The sequence below is a fragment of the Pseudoalteromonas sp. 3J6 genome, from assembly GCF_903995135.1.
In the GTDB taxonomy this organism is placed as follows: domain Bacteria; phylum Pseudomonadota; class Gammaproteobacteria; order Enterobacterales; family Alteromonadaceae; genus Pseudoalteromonas.
This window is the reverse complement of the sequence record NZ_LR877185.1, coordinates 2,312,576-2,336,397: the sequence shown is the minus strand read 5'-3', so window position 1 is coordinate 2,336,397 and position 23,822 is coordinate 2,312,576. Positions and strand designations below refer to the sequence as shown.

Below are 23,822 nucleotides of genomic sequence, written 5' to 3'. Positions count from 1 at the left end.
TGTTATTTCCTTAGACGTCCTCTAACGGTTTTGCTTGCGCTACCCGCTAGTTTTATTAAATTTTGTTCAGAGTGAGCATGGCAAATTGCAATCGCGAGTGCATCTGCTGCATCGGCTTGCGGCGTACCTGGCAGTTTAAGTATATTTTTAACCATATGTTGCACTTGCGATTTATCTGCTCCACCGTTACCCACCACGGCTTGCTTTATTTGCCGTGCAGAGTATTCAAACACCGGTAAGTCGGCCATAGAGGCCCCCACAATGGCAGCACCACGGGCTTGCCCAAGCTTTAAAGCAGAATCGGGGTTATGTGCCATAAATACTTTTTCTATGGCAAAGGTTTCAGGCGAAAACTGCTCTATAAGCTGCGTAATACCTTGGTATATCATTTTAAGTCGGGTGGGAAAGTCATGATCGGCTAATTTAATACAGCCACTGCCTAAGTATGTAAACTTAGCACCTTGGTGCGCAACCACACCGTAACCCGTTAAACGCGAGCCCGGATCGATCCCTAAAATAATGGCCAAACAGCACTCTCATTATTGTTATTTATTTATAATGCTAATAATGCCAGAGCACTGTATAAATTACCAGTACCAAGCCAAAACAAAAATGCCTACTTAAAAAGTAGGCATTTAAACTCTATTTGGCCAAAAAGTTTACGCCAATGCGCGCACTAAGCCTTGGGTGTTTTGTTTGAGCGTACGGGCAATCATAAAATAACCTAAACCTGCTACAAACACGCCACCAGCAAAGGGGCCAATAATCCAAATATTTGGATGCAGCTTACCCGCCAAATCAAACATTTGCTGCTGCACTATTAACAGTGCTATATCACTGAAAAATGCAGCGACTAGTCCGGCTAAACCGCCCAGTAATAAAAACTCATACAAAGTAGCGTTTTTTATTAATCTACCTTTAGCGCCTAGCGTACGTAATATCACAATTTCTTGCATCCGCTCACCTAAGCTTGCTTGCACCTGCGATATTAGTACCAGTGCACCACATAGCACCACAATAGCGAGTACAAAACCAATAGCTAACGACACTTGTTCAATAGTCGATTGTATTTGCTTAACAAAGTTATCTACATCAATTGCTGTAATAGTGGGGTATGAACGTAATAACTGGCTAAAGTCGCGCTTTTGCTCAGGTTCAATGCGTACCGATGAAATATAGGTTGCCGGAAAGTCGCTAAGTACATCTGGGCTTAAAATAATAAAAAAGTTAGGCTTGAGTGTGGCCCAATTTACTTTTCGCACACTGGTTATTTTAGCATCAAACGACTGCGCACCGATTAAAAATGTAAGAGTATCGCCTAATTTAACATCGAGGCGCTGCATCATCGACTCTTCCAGTGAGGCCTCGGCAACGGCGTCATCGCCAAACCACTGGCCATCGATAATGTCATTTTGCGAAGGGACTTCGTCAAGCCAGGTTAAATTGAGCTCGCGGCCAATGCCTGAGCGGGCTTCTTCGTCTTTTTTCTCGTTATCTTGCAGTGACACTTCACGCGCAACAGCTTCACCGTTGACGGCATTTACGCGACCACGAATAGTCGGGTAAAACTCCGAAACCTGAATGCCTTTTTGTGCTAAATATTCATTAACTGGGTCCAGTTCATTTTGCGTAATATTAACTAAAAAGGCATTAGGTGCATCGCTTGGTAATTGTGACTGCCAATCAGAAATAATATCGTTTTTAAGCACAATTAAAAATAACAGTAATTTAATCGCTAACGAAAAGCTAATTAACTGCACTGCATTAACATTGGCGCGCTTTTGAATAGACGCAATAGCCAAAGACCAGCTGTTACCCGGCTTTAAGCCAAGCTTGCGGCCACCGCCAAATATTAACTTAGAGATTAAAAATAACACCAAAATAAGCGCAAGCGTTGAGATAAACAAAATAAGCGTAATTTTTATGTTATTACTAAATAACCACATTAATAAAAACACGGTGAGTGCACTTAGCCCTAAATGAATTTTACTTACCGCAAGGCGATCACCTAAGTTACGGCGAAGTACTCTGAGTGGTGGAATATCAAATAAATCTAACAATGGCTTAATAGAGAACATAACCGCACAAATAACCCCTGTGCTAATGGCCACCAGCCAAGGTTTAAAACCAGCCATGGGCAGTTCAGTGCCCATACTTTTAGCTAAATAACCGGTAGCCACCTCTTGCAAGCCATAGCCAATAGCTAGGCCAACAACCACCGCCATGGTACATACCATTAATAAGTGCATAAGATAAATTTTACGGATCATATCGCGACTGCCACCTAAAGTTTTCATCATTGCGACTGGGTCGTATTGACGCTCACAATAGCGCTTAGCCGATACTGCAATAGCAACCGCGGCTAAAATAATCCCTAGCAAACCGGCTAATAACAAAAAGCTTTCAGCTCTATTTAAGCTATTTGAAATAGGCGATTGGCGGTCTTTAACACCATACCAATTTTGGTTTTCTTTAAGTTGCGGTTTTAGCCAATCGTAAAAACTATTTATGTCGCTTTCATCACCTGCATACAACTGGCGGTAAAATACACGGCTACCGGGCTGTATTACTTCAGTTTTTGGTACGTCGTCAATATTAATTAGTACCCTGCGGCTGCTAGAGAACACATTAAACGGCGCATCGGGTTCTTCAACAATCACCTTTTCCACATTGAATAACGCAGCACCCAGCTCAACTTGGTCGCCTACGTTTATATTTAAACTGTAAAAAACCGATTCACTTAGCCACACGTTACCGGGGGTTGGTGCCCCCGGGGCGACTTCTGTTTCTGCGTTTAAGCCCGACTTAACCTTTAACTGGCCTTTAAGCGGGTAACTGTTTGACGCAGCTTTTACTGAGCTAAATTGCATTTCATCGTTTGCAAACAGCATAGTGTCAAAATACACCATTTGCGCTGTTTTGAGGTTTTGCTGTTTGGCTTGAGTAATATAAGCGGTATCTATGGCATGGTTACTGGCCAACACCCTATCGGCTGCAATAAAGGCACTACTTTTTTGCGCAATACTTTGTGCAATTCGCTCGGTCACCATAGATAAAGTAAGCACCGTTAACACCGCTAAAGCAATGGCTGCACTTATAACGGTTAGTTCACCACGGCGAAACTCTCGAGAAAATAGTTTAAGTGCTAATTTAGCCCACATTTGCCATTTCCTCAGTTGAATTGTGAACCAGCTCACCGGCTTCAATCTGAATAATACGTTCACACTTTTGCGCCAGTGCTTCATCGTGGGTAACTAAAATAAGCGTTGTGCCATTTTGCTTATTTAAATCAAATAATAACGACTCAATCATATGGCCATTTTTGCTATCTAGGTTAGCTGATGGCTCGTCGGCAAACAGTATTTTAGGCGAACCCACAAATGCACGAGCAATAGCAACACGTTGTTGCTCACCACCAGATAACTGCGATGGGTAATGATCAATACGATGACTCAAACCAACTTTTTCAAGCAAGGCGAGCCCCTGCTCTTTAGCGTCATGTTCGCCAGCAAGCTCTGCAGGTAGCATCACATTTTCAAGTGCGGTTAAACTTTGCACCAACATGAAAGACTGAAATACAAAACCGACTTTAGCGGCTCTCAGTGCTGCTCGCGCTTCTTCATCTAACTTGTGCAAAGGCTCACCATCTAACATTACCTCGCCACTGCTGGCGGTATCAAGCCCTGCTAGCAAGCTCAATAATGTAGACTTACCAGAACCCGACGTGCCTACTACAGCAACAGACTCGCCATGCTTGACATTAAAGCTGATGTCGCTGAGGATGGACAACTCACCTTCAAAGGTGGAAACCATTTTAGATAAACCATTTACTTGAATTATATTTAATTGAGAAAGCGCTGACATATGACTCATTCAATCCTACGTTGTGTATTCATTTTATTTTTAGTTATTAACCCACTACACGCGGCAGCTAACAACACGATTTTAATACTTGGTGACAGTTTAAGCGCAGCCTATGGCTTAAAACAAGAACAAGGCTGGGTGCAATTGTTACAAGATAAATACGATGCCGAGCAACGCCCTATCAACTTAGTAAATGCCAGTATTAGCGGCGAAACCACCGGCGGTGCATTGCGCCGATTAGACGCGCTACTTGAGCAATATCAACCCACTCACGTACTTATTGAGCTCGGTGCTAATGACGGCCTGCGCGGTTTTCCAATCACTAAAATGCAAACTAACTTAACCGCTTTAATTGAAAAAAGCCAAGCTGCAGATGCACAAACCGCACTTATGGAAATATATATTCCACCTAACTATGGCCCACGATACAGTAAAATGTTCACCGATAGCTTTACCAGTGTTAGTGAAGCCACTAACTCGCATTTAATGCCGTTTTTTATACTTAAAGTAGCAGGAAAAAACGAGCTAATGCAAAACGATAACTTACACCCTAACAAAACTGCACAACCAATACTACGAGATGAAATGTATAACACGATCAACCAGTGGTTAAATAAAGACTAGGGCCGTAAAGAGTCTCCTGCGCAAGTCCTTAAAACTAAGCGCTTGCGCAATAAACATCCAAACAAACAAAAGCTTATTGATTTTTTTATAAATACACGTACTATTGCTATCGAAGTCGGTATGTGGCGCAGCTTGGTAGCGCACTGTCATGGGGTGGCAGGGGTCGAGAGTTCGAATCTCTCCATACCGACCATTTAAATCCTTTCATAATTCTATATTATTCAATAAAAACTACTTTCCTTTCGTACTACCTAATTTAATAATAAAAAATATCGCACATTTATCGCACCGACTAATTTATTGACTGTTTTTCTGCTTTTTGATTTCCATGGTATTGAGATTATGTGACGCCACAGTTAAATACTTTTCAAATAATAATTAAAAACACCATTCAACCGGTTAATATGAATGGTGTTTAAGCTAAAGTTATTTATTCTATGGGTTAGCCCATGGTTATTGATTTCTTAAAGCCTTTTAGCAATAAAAAACTGATAACCAAATTCGCCTAAATGAGATTTATATAAATCTATTTCATTTTGAATATCAACCACAGCTTGTGACCCAGTCATTTTTGGTGCAACATCTTGTAAGCGCTGTTCGAGTGGCTCGTAATAATTCTTCCAAGCTTGCACTGATACCGTAAATGTATGCTGAAGCTGGTAGCCAGCTTTTTCTATTTGTGATTTACGTGTATTAACTGTTTGTATATCTGGATAATCGCTCTTCCAATAATCAATAGCATCTTGACTTGGGCTGTCAGTTAACCAAACTAAATCGCTAAAAACCAAAGTACCATCGTCGGTGAGTAACGATTTCCATTTTTTTAGGGCGTTTTCTATACCCATTATATAAGCCGAGGCTTCAGCCCAAATAACGTCAAACTTTTTAGTGCCAAAGTTTAATTCTGTCATGCTGATGCATTTAGTTGATACCCGCTCACTCAAGTTATGCTGCTTTATTTTATCTTCTAATTTATCAAGCGCACTTTGCTCATTGTCAGTCGCTATTATTTCTGCGTTCGATATTCTTTCGAGTAATATTGTTGAGTTACCCTTACCACAACCAATCTCTAAAATTCGTTTAGGATTGTTACTAAGTAAGTGAAACGCTTTTTTCGTGTCCTCTTCACTATTAGGCCCCCAAGATTCTAGTGCTGCAAATACGCTCATAAAATCTTGCATATATTTGTCATGTTCGTTCATATCTTTTGATAACCATCTAATTCTTAGAGCTTGCTTTTCGTTAAACCCTTGAGTTTTTAACCAGTCAATATGCGCATCTGGAGCGACTTCGCTAAGCATTTCATGCCATGACTTACTACTGTTTTCTCCTAATAGGGACGACAGCAAAGCCAATGACTTTTGTTTTCGTTTAATGTCTTCTTCTAGTTCGTTATAACGAAACTTAAGAACAGACCTATCTAACTTACTATCGAGGCAAGATTTACATTCAGCCAAGCTCAGCCCACCACTTTGTAAGTGCTGAACTAAACGCACCTGCTGTAAATCTCTTTCGCTATATACTCGGTAGCCGTTTTCTAACCTCTTACTAGAAATTAGATTAAGCTTTTCGTAATAAAGTAAAGTGGTCCTCGACAAACCAACTAATGCACCTAGCTCAGAAATACGATACACATATGACTCCATACATTTTTAAATGCGATGTTAAATGTAAACTATAGAGTAATAGACAGGTCAAGTGTCAACCTAAACTCTTTGTGTTGGTATGAAATTATTTTTGTAAATAGCTGAAAGAAAAGCGCCTTTTATACACCTCACTCTGAACAGTACGTTCATAATGACTCGCTAAAATATAAGAAGAAACTATTAAAATGAGCATCCAAATAACATGATCGTCCTCTAAATTTGCTGTTCATTACTTGTTCGACTATTACTATGTTATAGGAACTACATTTACTTGCGGGATGCTTGATGGACCTTAAAAAAGTAAATAAAAAATCTAATTCACCTAGTTCAAATGTAAATATGGATGAAGCCTTTTTAACTCAACTAGTTAGTTGTTTACCCATGGGGGCAATGGTAGTCAATACCGATGCTCAGATCCTTTTTGCCAATAGTCAACTATCTGAAATACTGGGCTATGAGGATTCAGAGCTCATAGGGATGAATATAGATAGTTTACTTCCAGCGCAATTTAAAGCGAACCATACCCACTTGATGAGTCAGTTTTTTGCTAACCCTCGAAAACGCTTGATGGGTGAAGGTCGTGAGTTATTTGCGAGTCAAAAAAATGGTAAGCAAATCCCAATCGAAATAGGCTTAAACCCAATACACGGACAACAAGAGTTAGTTTTAGCCACACTGGTTGATATATCGCAAAGGCTGCGCGCTAACAATATGTTTCAACGCTCTATTCAGGCTGCACCACATGGTGTGTTAATAGTAGACCAAGCGGGCATTATTCAAGCGGTTAATCAATCGTTATGTAAATCTTTTGGCTACAGTGAAATAGAATTACTCGATAAAAAAATGGAAATGCTATTACCGCAGCGCTATCAAGGGCACCATTCAGCACTTCGCCATTCATTTCATCGTGAACCCAGTGTCAGAAGTATGGGAGTAGGCAGAGATTTAACCGCCTTACACAAAGATGGAAAAGAATTCCCAGTTGAAGTGGGCCTGAGTCCTTTTATAAACACCAATGACGAAGACATGGTATTTGTTTCCTTGTTAGATATAACTGAACGAAAACGAATGGAAACCGAGCTAAAAGAAAATAACACTAGCCTGAAAGAATTTACCTATGTGGCCTCTCATGATTTACGCTCTCCATTGCGAGGCATTTCAAACTTAATTGAATGGGTAAAAGAAGATTTGGGCACTACCACGCCTGAAGTCGAATATAACTTAACGCGTATTGATGATCGTATTCACAAAATGGAGACGTTAATAGATAATTTATTGGCCTATGCAAGAGCTGGTAAAGCCAGCCTAGATACTCAAGTAATCGATATGCATAAATTAATTTATAACGTTACCGAACTGTTAGATTTACCAGTTGGAATGAAGATTCATAAAGACATTCAATTAAATACCATCGTGACTGCATGGACGCCACTTGAAACCGTGGTCCGTAATTTATTAAGTAACGCTATTAAACACCATGACAGTAAAGAAGGAACTATAGAGATTAGTTGTGTAGCAGAAAATACGCTTTGCCATATCACTGTGACTGATGATGGACCCGGTATACCACCAGAGGCTTACGAGCGTATTTTTAGTTTGTTTCAAACAACTTCCGATGATAAGTCGGTTTCAGGTATAGGGCTGTCTATTAGTCGGCGCCTTGCACAAGCCCATGGTGGGCGCATTTCAGTTAGTTCAAATGAACCGCACAAAGGGTCAACATTTCATGTTTGGTGGCCACGCTTTGCTAGGAAAGAGAATTTATGATCAAAAATCTATCCATACTACTTGTTGAGGACGACGATGTTGCCGCGGAAGCCGTTACAAGAAGCTTAAAAAAAGTTGATCCTAAAATTAAAATAATTTGGAAACAAAACGGAAAACTTGCGCTAGATGCGTTACGAGAAAAAGCGCAACAAAAAGAAATATCGGAGCCTTACTTGGTATTACTTGATTTAAATATGCCAGTGATGAATGGGTTTGAATTTTTAGACCATATTCGTAAAGATAAAAACTTAAACAATACCGTTGTATTTATACTAACGACCTCCAATGAGGATAACGATCGTACTCGCGCGTATCATAACAACGTAGCAGGTTATATGGTTAAACATGCAATTGGCCCGCAGTTTGCCAAATTAGCGATACTTATGGATGCTTATATACATGCCATTGAGCTTGAATAAGCTATTTTGCAAGAGATATGGATATGAGAACTTCAATAGATGATTTTGAAAGCTGCGACACTATTAACCTACTCATTGTTGATGACGATGCGGTTGATAGAGAACATATACGTCGTATGATATCTCGCTCTAACATACAGGCGAAAATTTCAGAAGCATCCTCTATTGAAAGCTCGATGTCTTATCTTGAACATGGGGAGTTTGATTGCGTCATAGTTGATTATCGATTAGGTATCGGCTCCGGGCTTACCCTGCTAGATAATATTAGAAAGTCTGTAAATAATCATTGCGCTGTGATTATGATCACGGGACTGGGAGATGAACAAATAGCAGCAGAAGCTATGCGGCTAGGAGCAAGCGATTATTTACTTAAAAACCAATTAAAAAGCGCTCAGTTGATACACTCTATATCTAGCTCTATTCAACGCGCAAGCTCAGAGAAAAAACTTCATGACATGGCACATTACGATAGCCTAACAGGCCTAGCAAGCCGCCCTATTTTAATCGATCAACTTCAACAAGCTATTACATCTCACCAAAAGCTCGCCGTTGCCTATTTAGATTTAGATAACTTTAAACCTATTAATGACAAATACGGTCACGAAATCGGAGATTTCGTGTTGAAAACCATTGCCCAAAGGCTACAAAACACATTACGCAAGGAAGATACACTAGCGCGTATTGGTGGAGATGAGTTTATCCTTTTATTAAGAGGGGCTGCGCACACAATACAAGAATATGAGATTCTGTTACAAGACGTGCTGATTGAGGTAAATGATCCGATAAAATTAGCAGAGTTTTCGTGCTCCGTTCAAATTTCAGTCAGCATCGGCGTTGCACTTCCCAGTGATGATGGCTTAACTTGTGATGACATTTTACGAAGAGCCGATCAAACTATGTACCAAGCAAAAAGATCAGGAACAAACCGGATTCTGTTTTTTGATCCAGAGGAAGAAAGCCTAAGGCATGCAAGACATGATTTGTTATTGGCTGCTGAAAAAGGCATTGCTCGTAAAGAGTTTATTCTACATTATCAACCAAAGGTAAATTTAATGGATCACCAGTTGATTGGCGTTGAAGCCTTAATACGCTGGAATCACCCTACTTTGGGTTTACTTTACCCTGGTCACTTTTCAGAGGCATTAGAGCACCCACACATTGGTATATTAATTGGTGAATGGGTACTTGCTGAAGCCTTAAAACAACATAAAATTTGGACTAGAAATCATCTTTCTATGAGTGTAAACATCTCTCCAGCTCATTTACTTAGTGAGGGCTTTGTTGAAAACCTCAGAGAGTTACTCATCAGCACTAATAATATAAAACCAAAAACCCTCGAATTAGAAATTTTAGAGAGCACCACCATTGGAAACGTTGAACAGGCAGTCGACGTTCTCAATGGCTGTCGAAATTTAGGGGTAAGTATTGCGTTAGACGACTTTGGTACAGGTTACGCCTCTTTGAGTTACTTAAAAAAATTACCTTTAGATACATTAAAAATAGATCAAAGCTTTGTTAAAAAGCTCCTATCAGACCATGAAGACAAGTCCATCGTTACCTGTATCGTGGCGCTAAGTAAAGCATTTGGGTTTAACCTAATAGCAGAGGGGATCGAGTCGCAAGAGCTCGAAAAAGTACTTATAGATATGGGTTGCTATCATGGGCAAGGCTATTATATTGCCAAACCAATGTCTGCAGATAACATGAACTTATGGATAAAAAATATGACATCAACTAAGCACTGAATCCAAATAATATCCCTCTATTTGGATTGCCAGTGGTATACATAAATAGGCGTTTGGTAAAAATCTTTAAGCTTGATAACGTTAGTTGGTTTACATGAAGGTAAAGCGAAGGTATTACTCACAATAGTGATTTTATTATTAACTTTTTCATGCTTTAACTTATCTTCAAGCGCTACCATACCACCAGGAAACAAGTAACATACCAAAGTAGACGCAGAACTAAGATCGGCATTTTTGAAGTCTTTACGATAGAGGGTAAGATTACCTAAACCCAAACTATATTTAAAAAGCACTGAAACCATCCAAGGAAACCACGATAACTCATAGCCAATAACCTGTTTATTAGGATAATTTTTAGCAACCGCTATAACGAGCGTCCCCCAACCTGAACCCAAATCAATTAATGCGCCTTTTTCATCCATGCTTATTGCATTAAGCATAGTTTGGCGCGCTTTGCTTGAGCTCATCATCGGTGAAATTCCCGTTTTTAGCGTGCTCCAAACAATAGATAAAGCGATTAGAAGAACTAAAAAGAAAAGTCCGATAGCAATAAAGTCCATACTAACTAACACCTGATAACGGTTGAATATTGATGATTTCACCTGAGCTATTTCGCTTTTACATAATAAAACTAGTGAAACCATTACATAGCGTGCCATTTGTGTAAATTTATTTTATATTTAACACCTGTTTAAAATAAAACCACAAAAAAAGCGCCATTTGGCGCTTTTTAAATTAGTAGTAAGGTACTAGTGCTTACGCCCTACGCCGTTGCGCACCATGTCTTGTCCGCTTTGGAAGATCTCTTCGGTAATTTCACGTGCTAATAAAAGTTGTTGCTTGTCATCAAACACGGCTACAAAACGGCTGCCGTCAGCATTGTTAGTTGCCATACCCACGCCTGCTACGCCGGTTAAACCTAGGCCGCCGTTTTCAACTTGCAGTAAAAAACTTTCAAGTTCAGCGAGTGTATCGATTGCAGTTAGTTTGTTTTCCATTATGGTTACTCTGTGTTGCTCGCCATAGCGAGTCTGTAAATAATATGCAGTTATTTTACAGATCATAGTGGCAAACTTAAACCATCAAACATTAACCTTTATGCATTCCACGAATAGGGTAATTATTATCAGGGTTTTTAATCCAAGTTATACCTCGCAATAAAGTAGACAGATCTGGTCTTACAAATGGATTATTTGAGATATCAACAACTTGTACTGTACCGTGTTCATTCACTACATACACAGCAGGCTCAGCAAATAAATGGTCTGTTTCTTGAGCGTTGCGAGGTTGAGAAACATACAGCCCTAACGCATTCATTTGTTCAGGCTTTAATTCAAACGCAATGGGGTAACTCACTGATAACTTCTCTTTATGTGTTAACAACTGCGCTTCGCTGTCGGCCGATACAGCAATTAAAGAAACTCCAATGTCTTGTAATGACTGTTTAATTTCTTCTAACTGATTTAGATACTGCGTACACATAGGACAATGCTGGCCACGATACACAACCACCATTTGCCAAGCAGCGTCTTGCTGGACACTCCCTAACTCTACTTCGTTACTATTTAGTACAGGGCAATTAATCTTTGGGAAACGACTCCCCGGAAGAAGTTTATTTGTATACTGTGATGCATTAGTCATTGTGTTTCCTCTCAAAAGTGTGTACTTATATGTGCTTTAAAGCGCGCTAAGTCAGTATCTATATCGGCGTTTTTCATAACATCAAAACAAGCAATGGTAGGCATTGCTGTCATACCAAAAAACTTAAAGTTCATATGCATTGGGAACATTAAGTCGTCAACACTTTTACCATTAAAAAATTCTTCTGAATTGTTAAATGACTCCTCTGGTGCGTTAAATGTGAGTGACATCATATATTTAGTATCTTTAAGTGTGCCACCTGTGCCATAACCGCTTTTTGGGTCGTCCTGGTGACGACCATCGCCATTACACATGGCGCCACCCATACCGGCTGTATACACCTCGTCCATATATCTTTTAAACGAAAATGGCACGCCCATCCAGTTAATAGGTGATTGCAGTAAGACAACGTCAGCCCATTTATGAAGTGCTAATTGTGCCTCTACATCAATACTATCTGTCATAGTTACGGTTTTAACTTCATGGCCTTTTTCTATCAGTATCGATGATGCTACATCAACTAGGGTGGCATTTAATTTGCCCTCTGAAAAAGAATAATATTGGTGTGCATTTATAATGAGTACCTTGCTCATGTGATCTCTCCAAAAATAGTACAAAAATTGGTCTTTACTTTAATGTGGTATATAATAGTTACCTGAAGAATAGATTCAATTAGTATACTTTTAGTAACCACCCTATTTTAGAGGTTAAATTTTGGAAAGCTCTATAGAAACAGATAGTAAGGGAAGAAAAAAAGTTTTAAATGCCTGCTTAGAACCTTGTGCTATTGAAAAAGGAATGCGCTTAATTGGCGGGAAGTGGACAAGCTCTATTATTTATCACTTAAAAGATGAACCTGTTCGCTTTAATGATCTAACTCGAATGTTAGGTGGAGCGAGCAAAAAAATGATAGATCAACGTTTAAAAGAGTTAGAGGCCAATAAGATGGTTTTAAGGACGGTGATCAGCACTAGACCTATTGCTGTCACCTACGAGCTCACTGAGTTTGGGCGCTCTGCACTAGGAATTCTTCACGATCTTAGGGTTTGGTCTGAGTCTAATATTTTAGACTAATTACAAAATAAAAACCCCGCAGATGCGGGGTTTTATGTATTAACTTTGCTTCATTGTGCCTTGTTGCTCAAGGCGGGTATGCCAGCTGAATGCCTCTTCTAAAATATGAGGCGTATGACCGCCACGAACACATGCACGCTCGTAGTAGTCAAGCATGGCGTTGCGATAATCTGGGTGTACACAGTGCTTAATGACTTCAATTGCACGTTCGCGTGGCGCTAAACCGCGTAAATCAGCAAGGCCTTGCTCGGTTACTAAAATATCAACATCGTGCTCAGTATGATCAACATGGCTTACCATAGGCACAACACTTGAAATAGCGCCACCTTTGGCAATTGATTTAGTTACAAACACCGATACATGCGCATTACGTGCAAAGTCGCCTGAACCACCAATACCGTTCATCATTTTAGTACCACACACATGGGTTGAGTTAACGTTGCCATATATATCAAACTCAAGTGCAGTGTTAATTGCAATAATACCTAAACGACGCACAATTTCAGGGTGGTTCGACATTTCTTGTGGACGAAGTACTAGCTTATCACGATACTTTTCAAGGTTATTAAATACTTTTGAGTTACAACGCTCTGATAAAATAATTGAACACCCTGATGCAAAATTAAGTTTACCCGCATCAATTAAATCAAAGGTAGAATCTTGTAGTACCTCTGAATACATAGTGAGGTCTTTAAAATCAGAGTCTAATAAACCCATCATTACTGCGTTGGCAATGTTACCTATACCGGCTTGTAATGGGCCTAGGTTTTCAGGCATACGCTGTTGTGCTACTTCTTCTTTAAAAAAGTTCACTAAGTGACGTGCAATAGAGGCTGTATCTGCATCTGGGTCGGTAACGGTTGAAAATGAGTCACTTTGATTGGTAAATACAATACCCACAATTTTAGCCGGATCAATTGGAATTGCAGTACTACCAATGCGGTCATCTACTTTCACTAGCGGCACTGGCGTACGTGTAGGACGATAAGATGGAATATAAATGTCGTGCAGCCCTTCAAGCTCTGGCTGGTGTAACATATTAATTTCTACAATTACCTGTTTGGCAAAAATAGCAAAGCTGGCTGAATTGCCCACTGATGTTGTAGGTACTATGTGGCCTTCTTCAGTAATAGCTACGGCTTCAATGACCGCTACATCAGGCATAGTTAACTGATGATTACGTAGCTGTTCAACGGTTTCAGATAAATGCTGGTCAATAAACATGACCTCACCGTTGTTAATCGCTTTACGTAATGTGCTGTCTACTTGAAATGGCATACGACGCGCTAACGCACCTGATTCAGTTAGTAGCTTATCTAAGTCGTTTCCTAATGACGCGCCCGTCATTAAGTTAATTTTCATTGGGTTTTCACGCACTCGCTCTGCAAGCGCACGTGGTACAGCTTTCGCTTCACCGGCACGAGTAAAACCACTCATACCCACGGTCATACCGTCTTTAATAAATAAACTGGCCTGCTCTGCAGACATTACTTTGTTGTGTAAGTCGCTACGACGAATTCGTTCTAATTGCATTTGGAACCCCTTAAACCCCATTTTTATTTGGCGCTATTCTAAGTATTTCCTTATGCTTCGTAAGCTAGACCTAAGTCTCATTTACGCATTGTTGATATAAAAACATCGCGAAGCGTTTTAATTTTGTACACTTTATTACTTAACTTATTGGTGATAATAAGGTTAAAATACTAAAAAACGCATACAACTATTTAACTCACTGAGTTTAAAAACAAACAAAACCAATTAAAATCAACAGCTTAAAATTTCAATCAGGAAGGTTGAAATTTTTAATTGTATAAAAATTTAGCCGCGCTATGCGGAGCTTACAAAATAATAAACTGTTCATTCATTGGGCAGTAACCTTGTGAGGAATAGAATCCACAATTTAGGTATTAAGGAAAATACATGGATTTGTCTGACGAAGAAATTAACTTTTTATCTGGCTTATTTGAACCTAGTCAAAGTAGTGCATTAATCAATGAAACAAAGTTAACAGTACAAGCATCAATACCAGATGGTATTGCGCATTTACTTGGTCAAGCTAAATTAACCTTATTAGCAGAAGTAGCCCACTACCAACTATGGTTCCCACTTCAATTTAAAACCGATGAATTAGGCCATTTCAGTACTGTATTAGAAGCCCCCGAAGTAATTGACACTAAAGGTATTCAGCGCAGCTGGCGGTTGAGCGAATTAAATATCCAAAGCCAAGGTTTTTGCATTGAATCTATATCTAGCACAGGGATATTTTTAAAACCCACATCAGTACACAGTGAACTTGATGAGTTGCAGAATATGCAATTTATTTTACCCAACGAAGCGGCGATATCATTAGATATAGAACCGGTTAGGCAGAGTAAGTGTGGCATAGCAGCAAAAATTAAACACATTCACCATGGTAAAGAGCAGCTAAGAGCGTATTTATTTGAAGTTCATAAACGTCAATTTTCAAGCCTATACCAGCTAGAGCACAAACAACAAAAATTGGAATTATCAAACTAAAAAAGCCACACAATGTGGCTTTTTTAACTTATTTTATCGAGTGACTTTTACTTTAAGCGTTTGGCTATATCAGCTACACGTTCGCCGTATAAACGGGCCGTTTCTAAATCGCCTGATGGAATAGCAGATTCATCTGCATCAGTAGGTGATTGCACTAATACGCCAACTGAACCGCCTAAGTTATTGATGTCTTGACGAGTTGATTCCAGTTTATTGGCCGGTGGTAACCCTAGGCTTACCCAAATTCCACCATGTTGCGAAGCCAATGTTTGCATACTAATTAGAGTGACTTGTTTATCGCCATTTAGGCTGCCGCTATTAGTAAACCCGCCAAATATTTTGTCTTTCCACCCCATGGTAAACCATACTTTAGAGGTAGCATCAACAAACTTTTTAAACTGCCAAGGATATGAGCCCATATAGGTAGGTGCACCAAAAATAATGGCGTCTGCATTGTTTAATACATCCCAATCGGTGTCTTTTATGTCGCCATTCTCATCGATTGCAATAAGCTGAGCGTTTGCTCCATCAGCTACAAATTCAGCCACTTTTTTGGTATGGCCATATCCCGAAAAATAAATAACCGCTACTTTACTCATGAACCTTCCTTTTGTTGTGATTTAATAAACACGCTTTAAATATAGTATGGCCGCTTAATCTAAAATCAACTAAGCAGCGTGTTTAATTAAATTAGCTTGCGTGGCATTAAATTAAAAGGTACTCACTGCAATTTCTAAATTACTCACCGCACAGCCATACTGCGCAGCACTAATACGATGATATGCCGACTCAGGCGTGGTAGATAGGCTAATAATAAACTCATCTTGCTGGCCAACAGCCGTTTGTTCTTGGCTAAGGCACATGGCTTGCGTTAAAGAGCGTAATTTGGCCTGCGTTAAAATGCTGCCAAAACGCTGAACTGGTAAAGGCGGTATTTTAATTGCTGGCAATGCTTGGCTAATACTGCGCTGACTTAAGGTAAAATCGTTATTTTTAATATCAATCACACTGCCCACAGGCCAGTAAGAGTAACTGTAGGTTTTAGTTTTAGCCTGAGCTTGCTCTGTTGATTTAACCATCACCACACCATTTTTACCAATTACGGTCATTAAATTGCCAGCTTCAGATTTAATCACCACTAAGGCTGTGGTTTCGTCTACACCAAAACCGAATGTCGGCTGATCTTGGTTTGCGCTTAAGTCGTCGAGCAAAGTGCCTAGTCTTAATGAACGGTTTCGCTCGCTAAAGTGTGTATCGAGTACACCGTAACTAAATGTGCCTAAACCCCCAAAGCGGTTGTAAGTTAAACTATCGCTGTTTGAGCGTTCACTTGGGGCATCAATGGCTTGTGCGCCTTCTTTCAATGCCGACAAGCTAGTGCCATTGGTGATCATCACCACATTCCCGGCGTGGGCTTGCCCACCACTTTGCACCGCGGTACCTGCACTTGTTCCAACAATAACAGGGCGAGACTGTAATGCTTTTGTCCAAGGGTAAGGCTGGTTATTTTCATCAAATAATACTTTTCGAGTTAGGCTTTGATCGCCACCATTAAACATCACACCGGTACTGTTTTTTATTAGCTCTACTAAAGCGTCGGTGCCTTTTTTACACAATTGATATTCAGCTTGTGTGCGATCAGGGTAAATATGTTCGCGTTGATATAGCCCCATTTCGGAGTGCCTAAGCGTGGTTAAATCATCACACTTGTTGGTGGTTATTGCTTTAGCAAGCGCAGGGGTTAATGCAAGCCATTGCGAATTTACATTAGGGAAGCTTAGTAATCCCTCATAAAAATCAGCAGATTCATAAGGGTCTCTGCTTGAGGCGGTAATGGCTAGCATACTCGGGTTAGTATCATTAACTTTTAAACTTCCCGATATAAACTGCAAAATCTCTGTCGCTGCCGATTCGCTATTAAGCGCAGTATTTACCTGCTCTTTTAGTCGCTTGTTGTCGCTTTTTATTTGAGCTACTTCAAGCATATCTATTACAAAATTGTATTCTTGATCCGATAAACTATTGAGCTGTTTGCTATCAATATCGCGCCACAACCATAACAGTTCTTTTTTCGATAATTTGGGCGATGACTTAGCCTGCATTGTTGCTAAATTTTTAATAGTGTTATTTTTAGCTTGGCTATTTTTACTGGGCCATTGTTGCTTTATTTGGCTAATTTTAGTGTGAGAGAGCGCAAATACATTATGCGTTTTACCCGAAATTTGAGTATTTTTTTCACAGTTTTTAGAGCTTAAACTGGCACATGTTGTAAGAGCCCCCCCCACTAACACGAGAGTTTGACTAGGCTCTTTTGCGTTTAACTGCAGCGAAAAAGCAATTAAAATTGAGTAAAAAGCGGTTATTATTCGCGATTTAACTAACCGCTTGTTTGGTAAATTTATTCGTTCCATTATGTTACACTCATGTAAAAAATTATAAGAAATAACTTGCGAGAGCGTCTCTCACTTGCTATAAAAAAAAGGAACTTTAAAACGCGAGTAAGCTAGCACCCATTTGCTAGCTTTGTCAAAAACCTTTTTGGAAAGAGAATTATGTTTAAAAAAGCAACATTGCTTACAACATATTTCTACTCACCACACTACCTTTCGGAGTGGTTTGACGAGTAGCCCACCACCTCACTAATTTCTGTGAGGGGCTCAGCGTGTCATTTCACCATTGCCCTGTCTAAAAAACCATAATAATTAAAGCCTTAAGAAATATTAAACCTATTTCTGCGCGCTTAAAAAAGACAAAAGGTACTACAATGTTTCGTCAACTAACTATTGCGGCCACAGTAAGCGCTTTACTGAGCCCTGTCACTTGTGTGTATGCACAAGAAACTCAAACTGATACCAACATTGAACGAGTAGAAGTAACAGGATCTCGCTTAAAAGGCGTTGATCTGGAAGGCACTATTCCACTAACCGTGTTAGACCAAGATGCAATCAAACGCTCTGGTGCTAATACCATTCATGAATTACTCAAAGATTTATCTGTATTTAAAGGCGGAAGCGGTACGTTCTCAACCTCTGAAAGTGGTGGTACATCTACCTCTACACCAGCAGGTCAATCAGCAGCGAGCTTACGAGGCATGGGACCTTCGGCAACGCTGACATTAATAAATGGGCGAAGAGTTGCGCCTAGTTCATTTGCTGCAGGTACTGAAAACTTTGTAGATGTGAATTCTATTCCTCTAGCGGCCATTGAACGTATTGATATTTTAGCCACCGGTGCATCAGCCGTTTATGGTGCCGATGCTGTAGCGGGTGTTATTAACTACATTTTAAAAGATGATTTTGAAGGCGCTGAAATCAATACTTCGTTTGCCGATAGCTTTGATCAACATGACGAAAGTAAAAAACAATTAAACTTAGTGTATGGTACAAAAATAGGCGAGAGTAACTTAACGGTATTTGCAGATATATATGACCGTAACGCTTTTAAAGCGACCGATCGTAATTACACGGCCTCTCCCTCTTTAGTGAATGGTTACTCCTATTTACCTAAGCTGGAGAACTCACCTAATATTTATTATTTCAGCAGCCGAGATGGTAACGAACTTCCATCACCAAACTGCAAAACCGAGTTAGTTACTACTGAACTTGATGAACAAATTTGTGCTTACTACCCTAATCAAGATGATTACCTAGAAACGCCATTTGAAAGCCTTTCAACCGGCTTTATGTTTAATAGTGAGCTTGGTGGTCTACAATGGCATACTGATTTTTTTTACAGTCAGACCAAGGCAAAAGCGTATTCATCGCCCTCACCTATTAACCAAATTAATGACGACGACGGCCCGTATGTTTTAGAAGACGCCTTATTTATTTACGATAATGCCGATGGTAGTAATGATTTAATGGATCAACTTTATATTGACCCATTTGATACTCAAAGTGGCCGAGAAGTATATGGCTTTGCGTTTGATGCGCGCTTTAATGCCCCAAGAACGGTGGAAGTAGAAACGAAAAACTTTCGCTTGGTAAGCAGTCTAAGTGGTGAAATTGGTGATTGGGGTTGGGAATCTGGTGTTACTCTTTCTCGCTCACGTTCAGAGCAAGAAGCGATTGCAGGGGTTTATAATCGCTACAAGTTCCATGGCGCGATTACAGGCGAGCTATGTTCAGACGGTACGCTGGCAAGTTATGACGGTACTGACTTAAATTGTGCATCTGGGGAGTTGCTACCTTTTTACAACCCTTTCCTTCAAGGCGACGCCGCTAATGATGCCGTTTTGGCAACAGCGCAAGCTCGCCCAACACGCAGTGGAGAAAGTACTGTTTACGGCTGGGATGCTAACTTTAATGGTGAACTATTTACCTTTAACGACCTACCAGCCTATGCCTCATTTGGGGTAGAAGCACGACGTGAAGAGCTAAGCGACATTCCTTCGCTTGATTCACAAGCTCAAGCAGACAAAGACTACCTTGTTGATGTATTTGGCTTTGGCTCTAGCTTATCAGAAGCCGATCGCACTCAATATGCCGCCTTTGCTGAATTAAGTATTTCACTGAGTGAGCAAATAGAGCTACAAGCAGCGGGTCGATACGATCATTACGATGATTTTGGTGGCACCTTTAATCCAAAAATAGGTTTGAGCTATCGCCCGACTGATTCGTTAGTTGTTCGTGGTTCATGGTCAACCTCGTTTAGAGCACCATCATTAACTCAAGCTGGCGTTAAATTAAGAACCACGCAATCTACTTTTGACTGTGGTGCCAACCAAGCTGTAGCCGATTTATACTGTATGGGTGATGGCACCCAAGTGAGTGTTAATTCGTTAGAGTTAGGTAACCCTAATCTAAATGCAGAAGAATCTGAAGCTATTAGTGTTGGTTTTGCCTGGAGCCCATCGGCTAATACTAATTTAACCCTTGATTATTGGCAGTTTGATCATGAAGAAGTAATCGATACCAACATGACCGCAGTGCTCGACCGCGCTATAACTGATGCGTCACTTCGTCACTGTGGCATTGTCCCACCGGGCGAGCAAGGCATATCGTACGATGAAGCATTATGTGATGTCACCGACACCAGTGGTTTAAACATAGAGCAAGACGGTGCTAATTTAACTGAAATTTTAAGCAGTTATATAGATGAATTTAACCCACGTGATGACGAGCTATTTTTACCGTTGTTTCGCGATCATGCTATCCCACTTGAAAACACTGGGTCACAAACATTAGCAGGCATAGACTTTAAGTTTGACCATAGGTTTGTTTTACCAAGCGGCGATTTGACCTTTGCGTTTGACGGCACTCATTACCTTGAGTTTGAACGTAATAAACCGGGGTCTGACTCGTTAGAGAAGTTGGTAGGAACTTATCGTTATCCTGAAAATATTGCGCGTATGTCAATAGATTGGGAAGCGCAAAATTACTACCTTAACTTAGGTGCAAACTACACCAGCAGCTACGAAGATGATATAGAAGGCCTGCGTGGTCGTGAAATTGATGAGCTAGATTCGCTTGGCGTATTAGACTCAAAAGGTGAGCATCAGGTTGATGACTGGCTCGTTTGGGATTTATCAGCGGGTTTTTATGTTAATAAATCGCTGACTTTGCGCGCGCGCATCAATAATATTTTTGATAAAGAGCCACCCACTCTTTATGGCTCAAGCCGTGGCTTTGATTCAATTAATCATAATGCCCTAGGTGCTAATTATAAATTAAGTATTAGCTACCGTTTTTAACCACTTAGCCGCAAAGCAAACGCTTTGCGGCCTTCCTTTTATTACTGGTCATGGCTACAGTGACACTGCCTATTAAGTGCTAAAGTACGTTTAAGCGTTTATTTACGCATCAACACAATGACCTTTTATTAAAGTGAAATTATGAAACAAAAACAATTTTCTATGCCAGATGCCAGCATCATTTTGCTGTGTGTGGCAGTGATTGCCTATATGGCCACGGTATTTATTACCCCCGGGGTATTTAATGCAGAATCTGGTAGCCACACTGTGCAGCTTTCACAATATCAAGCCGTTAACGACCAACAATCACCACCTGTTTTTGCACAAGGTGGGGACATTGGTTTAGCAAATGTATTGTTTGAAGGCTTAGTGTCGGGTGATAAATATGGTGCAGCTATTGGCGTAATGGCGTTTATTTTAATCACTGGCGGTGCCTTTGGCATTATTATGAAAACCGGTGCGATTAATAACGGCATTATGGCACTTATTAATAAAACCAAGCGGGTTGAATGGCTGTTTATTCCCTTACTGTTTTTACTATTTTCGTTAGGCGGCGCGGTATTTGGTATGGGCGAAGAGGCTATTGCATTTTGTATTGTGCTGCTCCCTATTATGCAACAACTTGGCTACGACGCTAAAGTCACTGTACTTACAACTTATGTGGCTACGCAAATAGGCTTTGCCACCTCATGGATGAACCCTTTTAGCATTGCTATAGCGCAATCGATAGCTGAAATTCCAGTGTTTTCTGGTGCGGGCTTTCGTATGCTAGCGTGGGCTTGTTTTACCCTTGTAGGCCTTGTGTTTACTATGCGCTATGCAAAACGGATAAAAACACAATCCCAAAAAACGGGTGATCAGCCAACGATTAAACTCAGCCTAGCCGATGCACTCACATTATTAGTGTTTGTATTGGGCATAGCTTGGGTCGTATGGGGGGTGATGGCGCGCCAATATTATATTCCTGAGCTTGCTGCACAGTTTTTTTGTATTGGCCTTATCAGTGCAATAATTGCCATCGTGTTTAAAAAGCTAACCGCGAATGAGTGCGCGGATGCGTTTAAACACGGTGCACAAGAATTATTGCCAGCGGCGTTATTAGTCGCACTGGCTAAAGGCATTGTATTACTATTAGGGGGTAGTGATTTAACCACTCCCTCGACCCTCAACACCCTGCTTTATTACTGTGCTAGCAGCATAGCCAGTGTGCCAGATTACATTGCAGCTTGGGGAATGCTGGTGTTTCAAAGTGTATTTAACTTTTTTGTTTCATCGGGTTCAGGCCAAGCTGCCATCACTATGCCGCTGATGTCTCCACTTGGCGATTTGCTCAATGTATCAAGGCAAATTGTGGTATTGGCCTTTCAATTAGGTGATGGATTAACCAATATTGTAATTCCCACCTCAGCTAGTTTAATTGGTTGTTTAGGTGTGGTGAAATTAGATTGGGGAGAATGGGCTGCGTTTATTTGGCGCTTTGCTCTAGCACTTTTTGTATTAGCAAGCGGCTTTATATTTCTTGCTTACTTTATTAATTATCAATAAAAAGAATTTGTTATGTTGACTTTAATTCAAGGTGCAAACGTTTATGCACCTACCTACCTAGGCACACAAGATGTTTTAATTGGCGGTGGTAAAATCATTGCTATTGACGAAAATATAACCCTCGACAGCAGTGTACTCGTCAAACGAATTGACGGTAAAAATAAGCTGGTTACGCCAGGGTTTGTTGACTCGTTAGTGCATATTACCGGTGGCGGTGGCGAGGCTGGGTTTGCCAGCCGCACCCCTGAAATGAACCTAATCGATGCAACCTTGTCGGGCACCACCACAGTGGTGGCCGCACTAGGTACCGATTCAAGCTCACGTACGCTGACCAATTTGGTTGCCAAAGCAAAAGCGTTAAAAGAACAAGGGCTGAATGTATTCTGCCATACTGGTTCGTATCATTTGCCAGCTAAAACACTCAGCCACTCAATCACTGACGACATTATGTATATAGAGGAATTTATAGGTGTTGGCGAAGTGGCAATTTCTGATCATCGCAGTAGCCAACCTACGGTACAGCAATTAGCAGAATTGGCAGCCGAGGCCAAAGTAGCCGGTATGCTCAGTGGTAAAAAAGGCACCGTGAGTATTCATGTCGGCCCTGTCGATAGTCACTTGAGTATTTTGCATCAGGTGGCTCAGCAAAGTGATATTAAGCTTAAACAGTTTTATCCTACGCATATGAACCGCAATAAAGCACTTCTTGATGCCGGTATTCACTTTTGTGATCAGGGCGGTACTATCGACTTTACCACCAGCACCACCGACTACGATTTAGCCCACGGTGAGTTCGCAGCAGCCCATGCCCTTGCTTACTGCTTAGAACAAGGTGTAGCAGCAAATCAACTCACTATGAGCTCAGATGGCCATGCTAGTTTACCTATTTTTGATAAAGACTTTAATTTATTAGGGCTTGAGGTGGGCAAAGAGGCATCACTACTGAGTTCGTTTCAGCAAGCAGTCAAAGAATACAACGTCCCTATAGAGCACGCTTTAATGAGCATAACAAGTAACCCTGCCGATATTTTAGGACTTGATAAAGGCCGTCTTAAAGCAACAAGCGACGCGGATGTTGTCCTTCTCGATAAAAAGACCCTAACCCCTGAGTATGTATGGGCTAACGGTACATTAATGGTGCAGAACCGCCACGCGGTTATAAAAGGATTGTTTGAATAAACTAGAACAGCTCAAATGCTGCTGAAATATTTCAGCAGCATTTAACGCCAAAAAATTCGTTACCCTAGTTTGAAATTTTAATCCGAAAAGGTCGCTAGAACATAGTTAT

20 protein-coding genes and 1 tRNA gene are annotated in these 23,822 nt (G+C 40.5%); 10 read left to right on the top strand and 11 right to left on the bottom strand.

Annotation, left to right across the window (positions count from 1 at the left end):
• Positions 1 to 2: 2 nt before the first annotated feature.
• From ruvC to P3J6_RS10495, 3 genes are all read right to left on the bottom strand, one after another.
• Positions 3 to 527, bottom strand: a complete 525-nt coding sequence (ruvC, locus tag P3J6_RS10505) for a crossover junction endodeoxyribonuclease RuvC (protein ID WP_008114131.1) — start codon at positions 525 to 527, stop codon at positions 3 to 5.
• Between the two features lie 132 nt (positions 528 to 659).
• Entirely contained in the window at positions 660 to 3,161 is a 2,502-nt protein-coding gene (locus P3J6_RS10500; RefSeq protein WP_198522970.1) for an ABC transporter permease, read from the bottom strand.
• The gene (locus P3J6_RS10495) at positions 3,151 to 3,864 is read right to left on the bottom strand and encodes an ABC transporter ATP-binding protein (protein WP_198523797.1); all 714 of its coding nucleotides are present in this window, start codon (positions 3,862 to 3,864) and stop codon (positions 3,151 to 3,153) included. The genes P3J6_RS10500 and P3J6_RS10495 overlap by 11 nt, the downstream gene beginning before the upstream one ends.
• Here P3J6_RS10495 and P3J6_RS10490 point away from each other — a divergent pair, their 5' ends adjacent.
• Positions 3,865 to 4,488 (top strand): arylesterase, encoded by a 624-nt coding sequence (locus P3J6_RS10490; protein ID WP_138608868.1) that lies wholly within the window; start codon positions 3,865 to 3,867, stop codon positions 4,486 to 4,488. It abuts the gene before it with no gap.
• Between the two features lie 116 nt (positions 4,489 to 4,604).
• Positions 4,605 to 4,681 (top strand) — tRNA-Pro (locus tag P3J6_RS10485).
• A gap of 271 nt (positions 4,682 to 4,952) precedes the next feature.
• Here the strand turns inward: P3J6_RS10485 and P3J6_RS10480 are convergent.
• Positions 4,953 to 6,122 (bottom strand): MerR family transcriptional regulator, encoded by a 1,170-nt coding sequence (locus P3J6_RS10480; RefSeq protein WP_198522969.1) that lies wholly within the window; start codon positions 6,120 to 6,122, stop codon positions 4,953 to 4,955.
• A 297-nt stretch (positions 6,123 to 6,419) separates the two neighbouring features.
• On the opposite strand from P3J6_RS10480, the gene P3J6_RS10475 reads away from it, so the two are divergent.
• Genes P3J6_RS10475 through P3J6_RS10465 form a run of 3 tightly spaced genes read left to right on the top strand, consistent with a single transcriptional unit; the run spans position 6,420 to position 10,065 of the window.
• Positions 6,420 to 7,901: a PAS domain-containing sensor histidine kinase gene (locus P3J6_RS10475; protein WP_198522968.1), complete on the top strand. Its 1,482-nt coding sequence runs from the start codon at positions 6,420 to 6,422 to the stop codon at positions 7,899 to 7,901.
• Positions 7,898 to 8,320 (top strand): response regulator, encoded by a 423-nt coding sequence (locus P3J6_RS10470; RefSeq protein WP_138608864.1) that lies wholly within the window; start codon positions 7,898 to 7,900, stop codon positions 8,318 to 8,320. The genes P3J6_RS10475 and P3J6_RS10470 overlap by 4 nt, the downstream gene beginning before the upstream one ends.
• 23 nt (positions 8,321 to 8,343) lie before the next feature.
• Complete coding sequence (locus P3J6_RS10465; protein ID WP_232735491.1) at positions 8,344 to 10,065, top strand: two-component system response regulator; 1,722 nt, start codon at positions 8,344 to 8,346, stop codon at positions 10,063 to 10,065.
• 17 nt (positions 10,066 to 10,082) lie between these two features.
• Here the strand turns inward: P3J6_RS10465 and P3J6_RS10460 are convergent, their stop codons facing one another.
• The 4 genes from P3J6_RS10460 to P3J6_RS10445 form a co-directional block, all read right to left on the bottom strand.
• Positions 10,083 to 10,667: a methyltransferase gene (locus P3J6_RS10460; protein WP_232735490.1), complete on the bottom strand. Its 585-nt coding sequence runs from the start codon at positions 10,665 to 10,667 to the stop codon at positions 10,083 to 10,085.
• Positions 10,668 to 10,814: 147 nt separating this feature from the next.
• Positions 10,815 to 11,063: a hypothetical protein gene (locus tag P3J6_RS10455; protein WP_008114111.1), complete on the bottom strand. Its 249-nt coding sequence runs from the start codon at positions 11,061 to 11,063 to the stop codon at positions 10,815 to 10,817.
• A gap of 91 nt (positions 11,064 to 11,154) precedes the next feature.
• Positions 11,155 to 11,706: a redoxin domain-containing protein gene (locus P3J6_RS10450; RefSeq protein WP_198522967.1), complete on the bottom strand. Its 552-nt coding sequence runs from the start codon at positions 11,704 to 11,706 to the stop codon at positions 11,155 to 11,157.
• 11 nt (positions 11,707 to 11,717) lie between these two features.
• Positions 11,718 to 12,299 (bottom strand): NAD(P)H-dependent oxidoreductase, encoded by a 582-nt coding sequence (locus tag P3J6_RS10445; protein ID WP_198522966.1) that lies wholly within the window; start codon positions 12,297 to 12,299, stop codon positions 11,718 to 11,720.
• A 121-nt stretch (positions 12,300 to 12,420) separates the two neighbouring features.
• Here P3J6_RS10445 and P3J6_RS10440 point away from each other — a divergent pair, with 121 nt between their 5' ends.
• Positions 12,421 to 12,780, top strand: coding sequence for a winged helix-turn-helix transcriptional regulator (locus P3J6_RS10440; RefSeq protein WP_010392830.1), 360 nt, complete (start codon positions 12,421 to 12,423; stop codon positions 12,778 to 12,780).
• A 39-nt stretch (positions 12,781 to 12,819) separates the two neighbouring features.
• Here the strand turns inward: P3J6_RS10440 and P3J6_RS10435 are convergent, their stop codons facing one another.
• Positions 12,820 to 14,313 (bottom strand): acetyl-CoA hydrolase/transferase family protein, encoded by a 1,494-nt coding sequence (locus P3J6_RS10435; protein ID WP_198522965.1) that lies wholly within the window; start codon positions 14,311 to 14,313, stop codon positions 12,820 to 12,822.
• 387 nt (positions 14,314 to 14,700) lie between these two features.
• Between P3J6_RS10435 and P3J6_RS10430 the strand changes: the two genes are divergently transcribed.
• Positions 14,701 to 15,297 carry a hypothetical protein gene (locus P3J6_RS10430; protein ID WP_054200650.1) on the top strand — a complete coding sequence of 199 codons (597 nt, stop codon included), beginning with the start codon at positions 14,701 to 14,703 and terminating at the stop codon, positions 15,295 to 15,297.
• Between the two features lie 47 nt (positions 15,298 to 15,344).
• On the opposite strand, the gene P3J6_RS10425 is transcribed toward P3J6_RS10430, so the two are convergent.
• Together P3J6_RS10425 and P3J6_RS10420 are read right to left on the bottom strand one after the other, a co-directional pair.
• On the bottom strand, positions 15,345 to 15,896 hold the full coding sequence (locus tag P3J6_RS10425; protein WP_198522964.1) for a flavodoxin family protein: 552 nt from the start codon (positions 15,894 to 15,896) through the stop codon (positions 15,345 to 15,347).
• A 111-nt stretch (positions 15,897 to 16,007) separates the two neighbouring features.
• Entirely contained in the window at positions 16,008 to 17,708 is a 1,701-nt protein-coding gene (locus tag P3J6_RS10420; protein ID WP_198522963.1) for a cyanophycinase, read from the bottom strand.
• 353 nt (positions 17,709 to 18,061) lie between these two features.
• Here P3J6_RS10420 and P3J6_RS10415 point away from each other — a divergent pair, with 353 nt between their 5' ends.
• The 3 genes from P3J6_RS10415 (at position 18,062) to iadA (ending at position 23,713) form a co-directional block, all read left to right on the top strand.
• Positions 18,062 to 20,989: a TonB-dependent receptor domain-containing protein gene (locus tag P3J6_RS10415; RefSeq protein WP_198522962.1), complete on the top strand. Its 2,928-nt coding sequence runs from the start codon at positions 18,062 to 18,064 to the stop codon at positions 20,987 to 20,989.
• Between the two features lie 141 nt (positions 20,990 to 21,130).
• On the top strand, positions 21,131 to 22,534 hold the full coding sequence (yfcC, locus tag P3J6_RS10410) for a putative basic amino acid antiporter YfcC (protein WP_198522961.1): 1,404 nt from the start codon (positions 21,131 to 21,133) through the stop codon (positions 22,532 to 22,534).
• A gap of 12 nt (positions 22,535 to 22,546) precedes the next feature.
• Complete coding sequence (gene iadA, locus P3J6_RS10405) at positions 22,547 to 23,713, top strand: beta-aspartyl-peptidase (RefSeq protein ID WP_198522960.1); 1,167 nt, start codon at positions 22,547 to 22,549, stop codon at positions 23,711 to 23,713.
• Positions 23,714 to 23,822 lie beyond the last annotated feature (109 nt).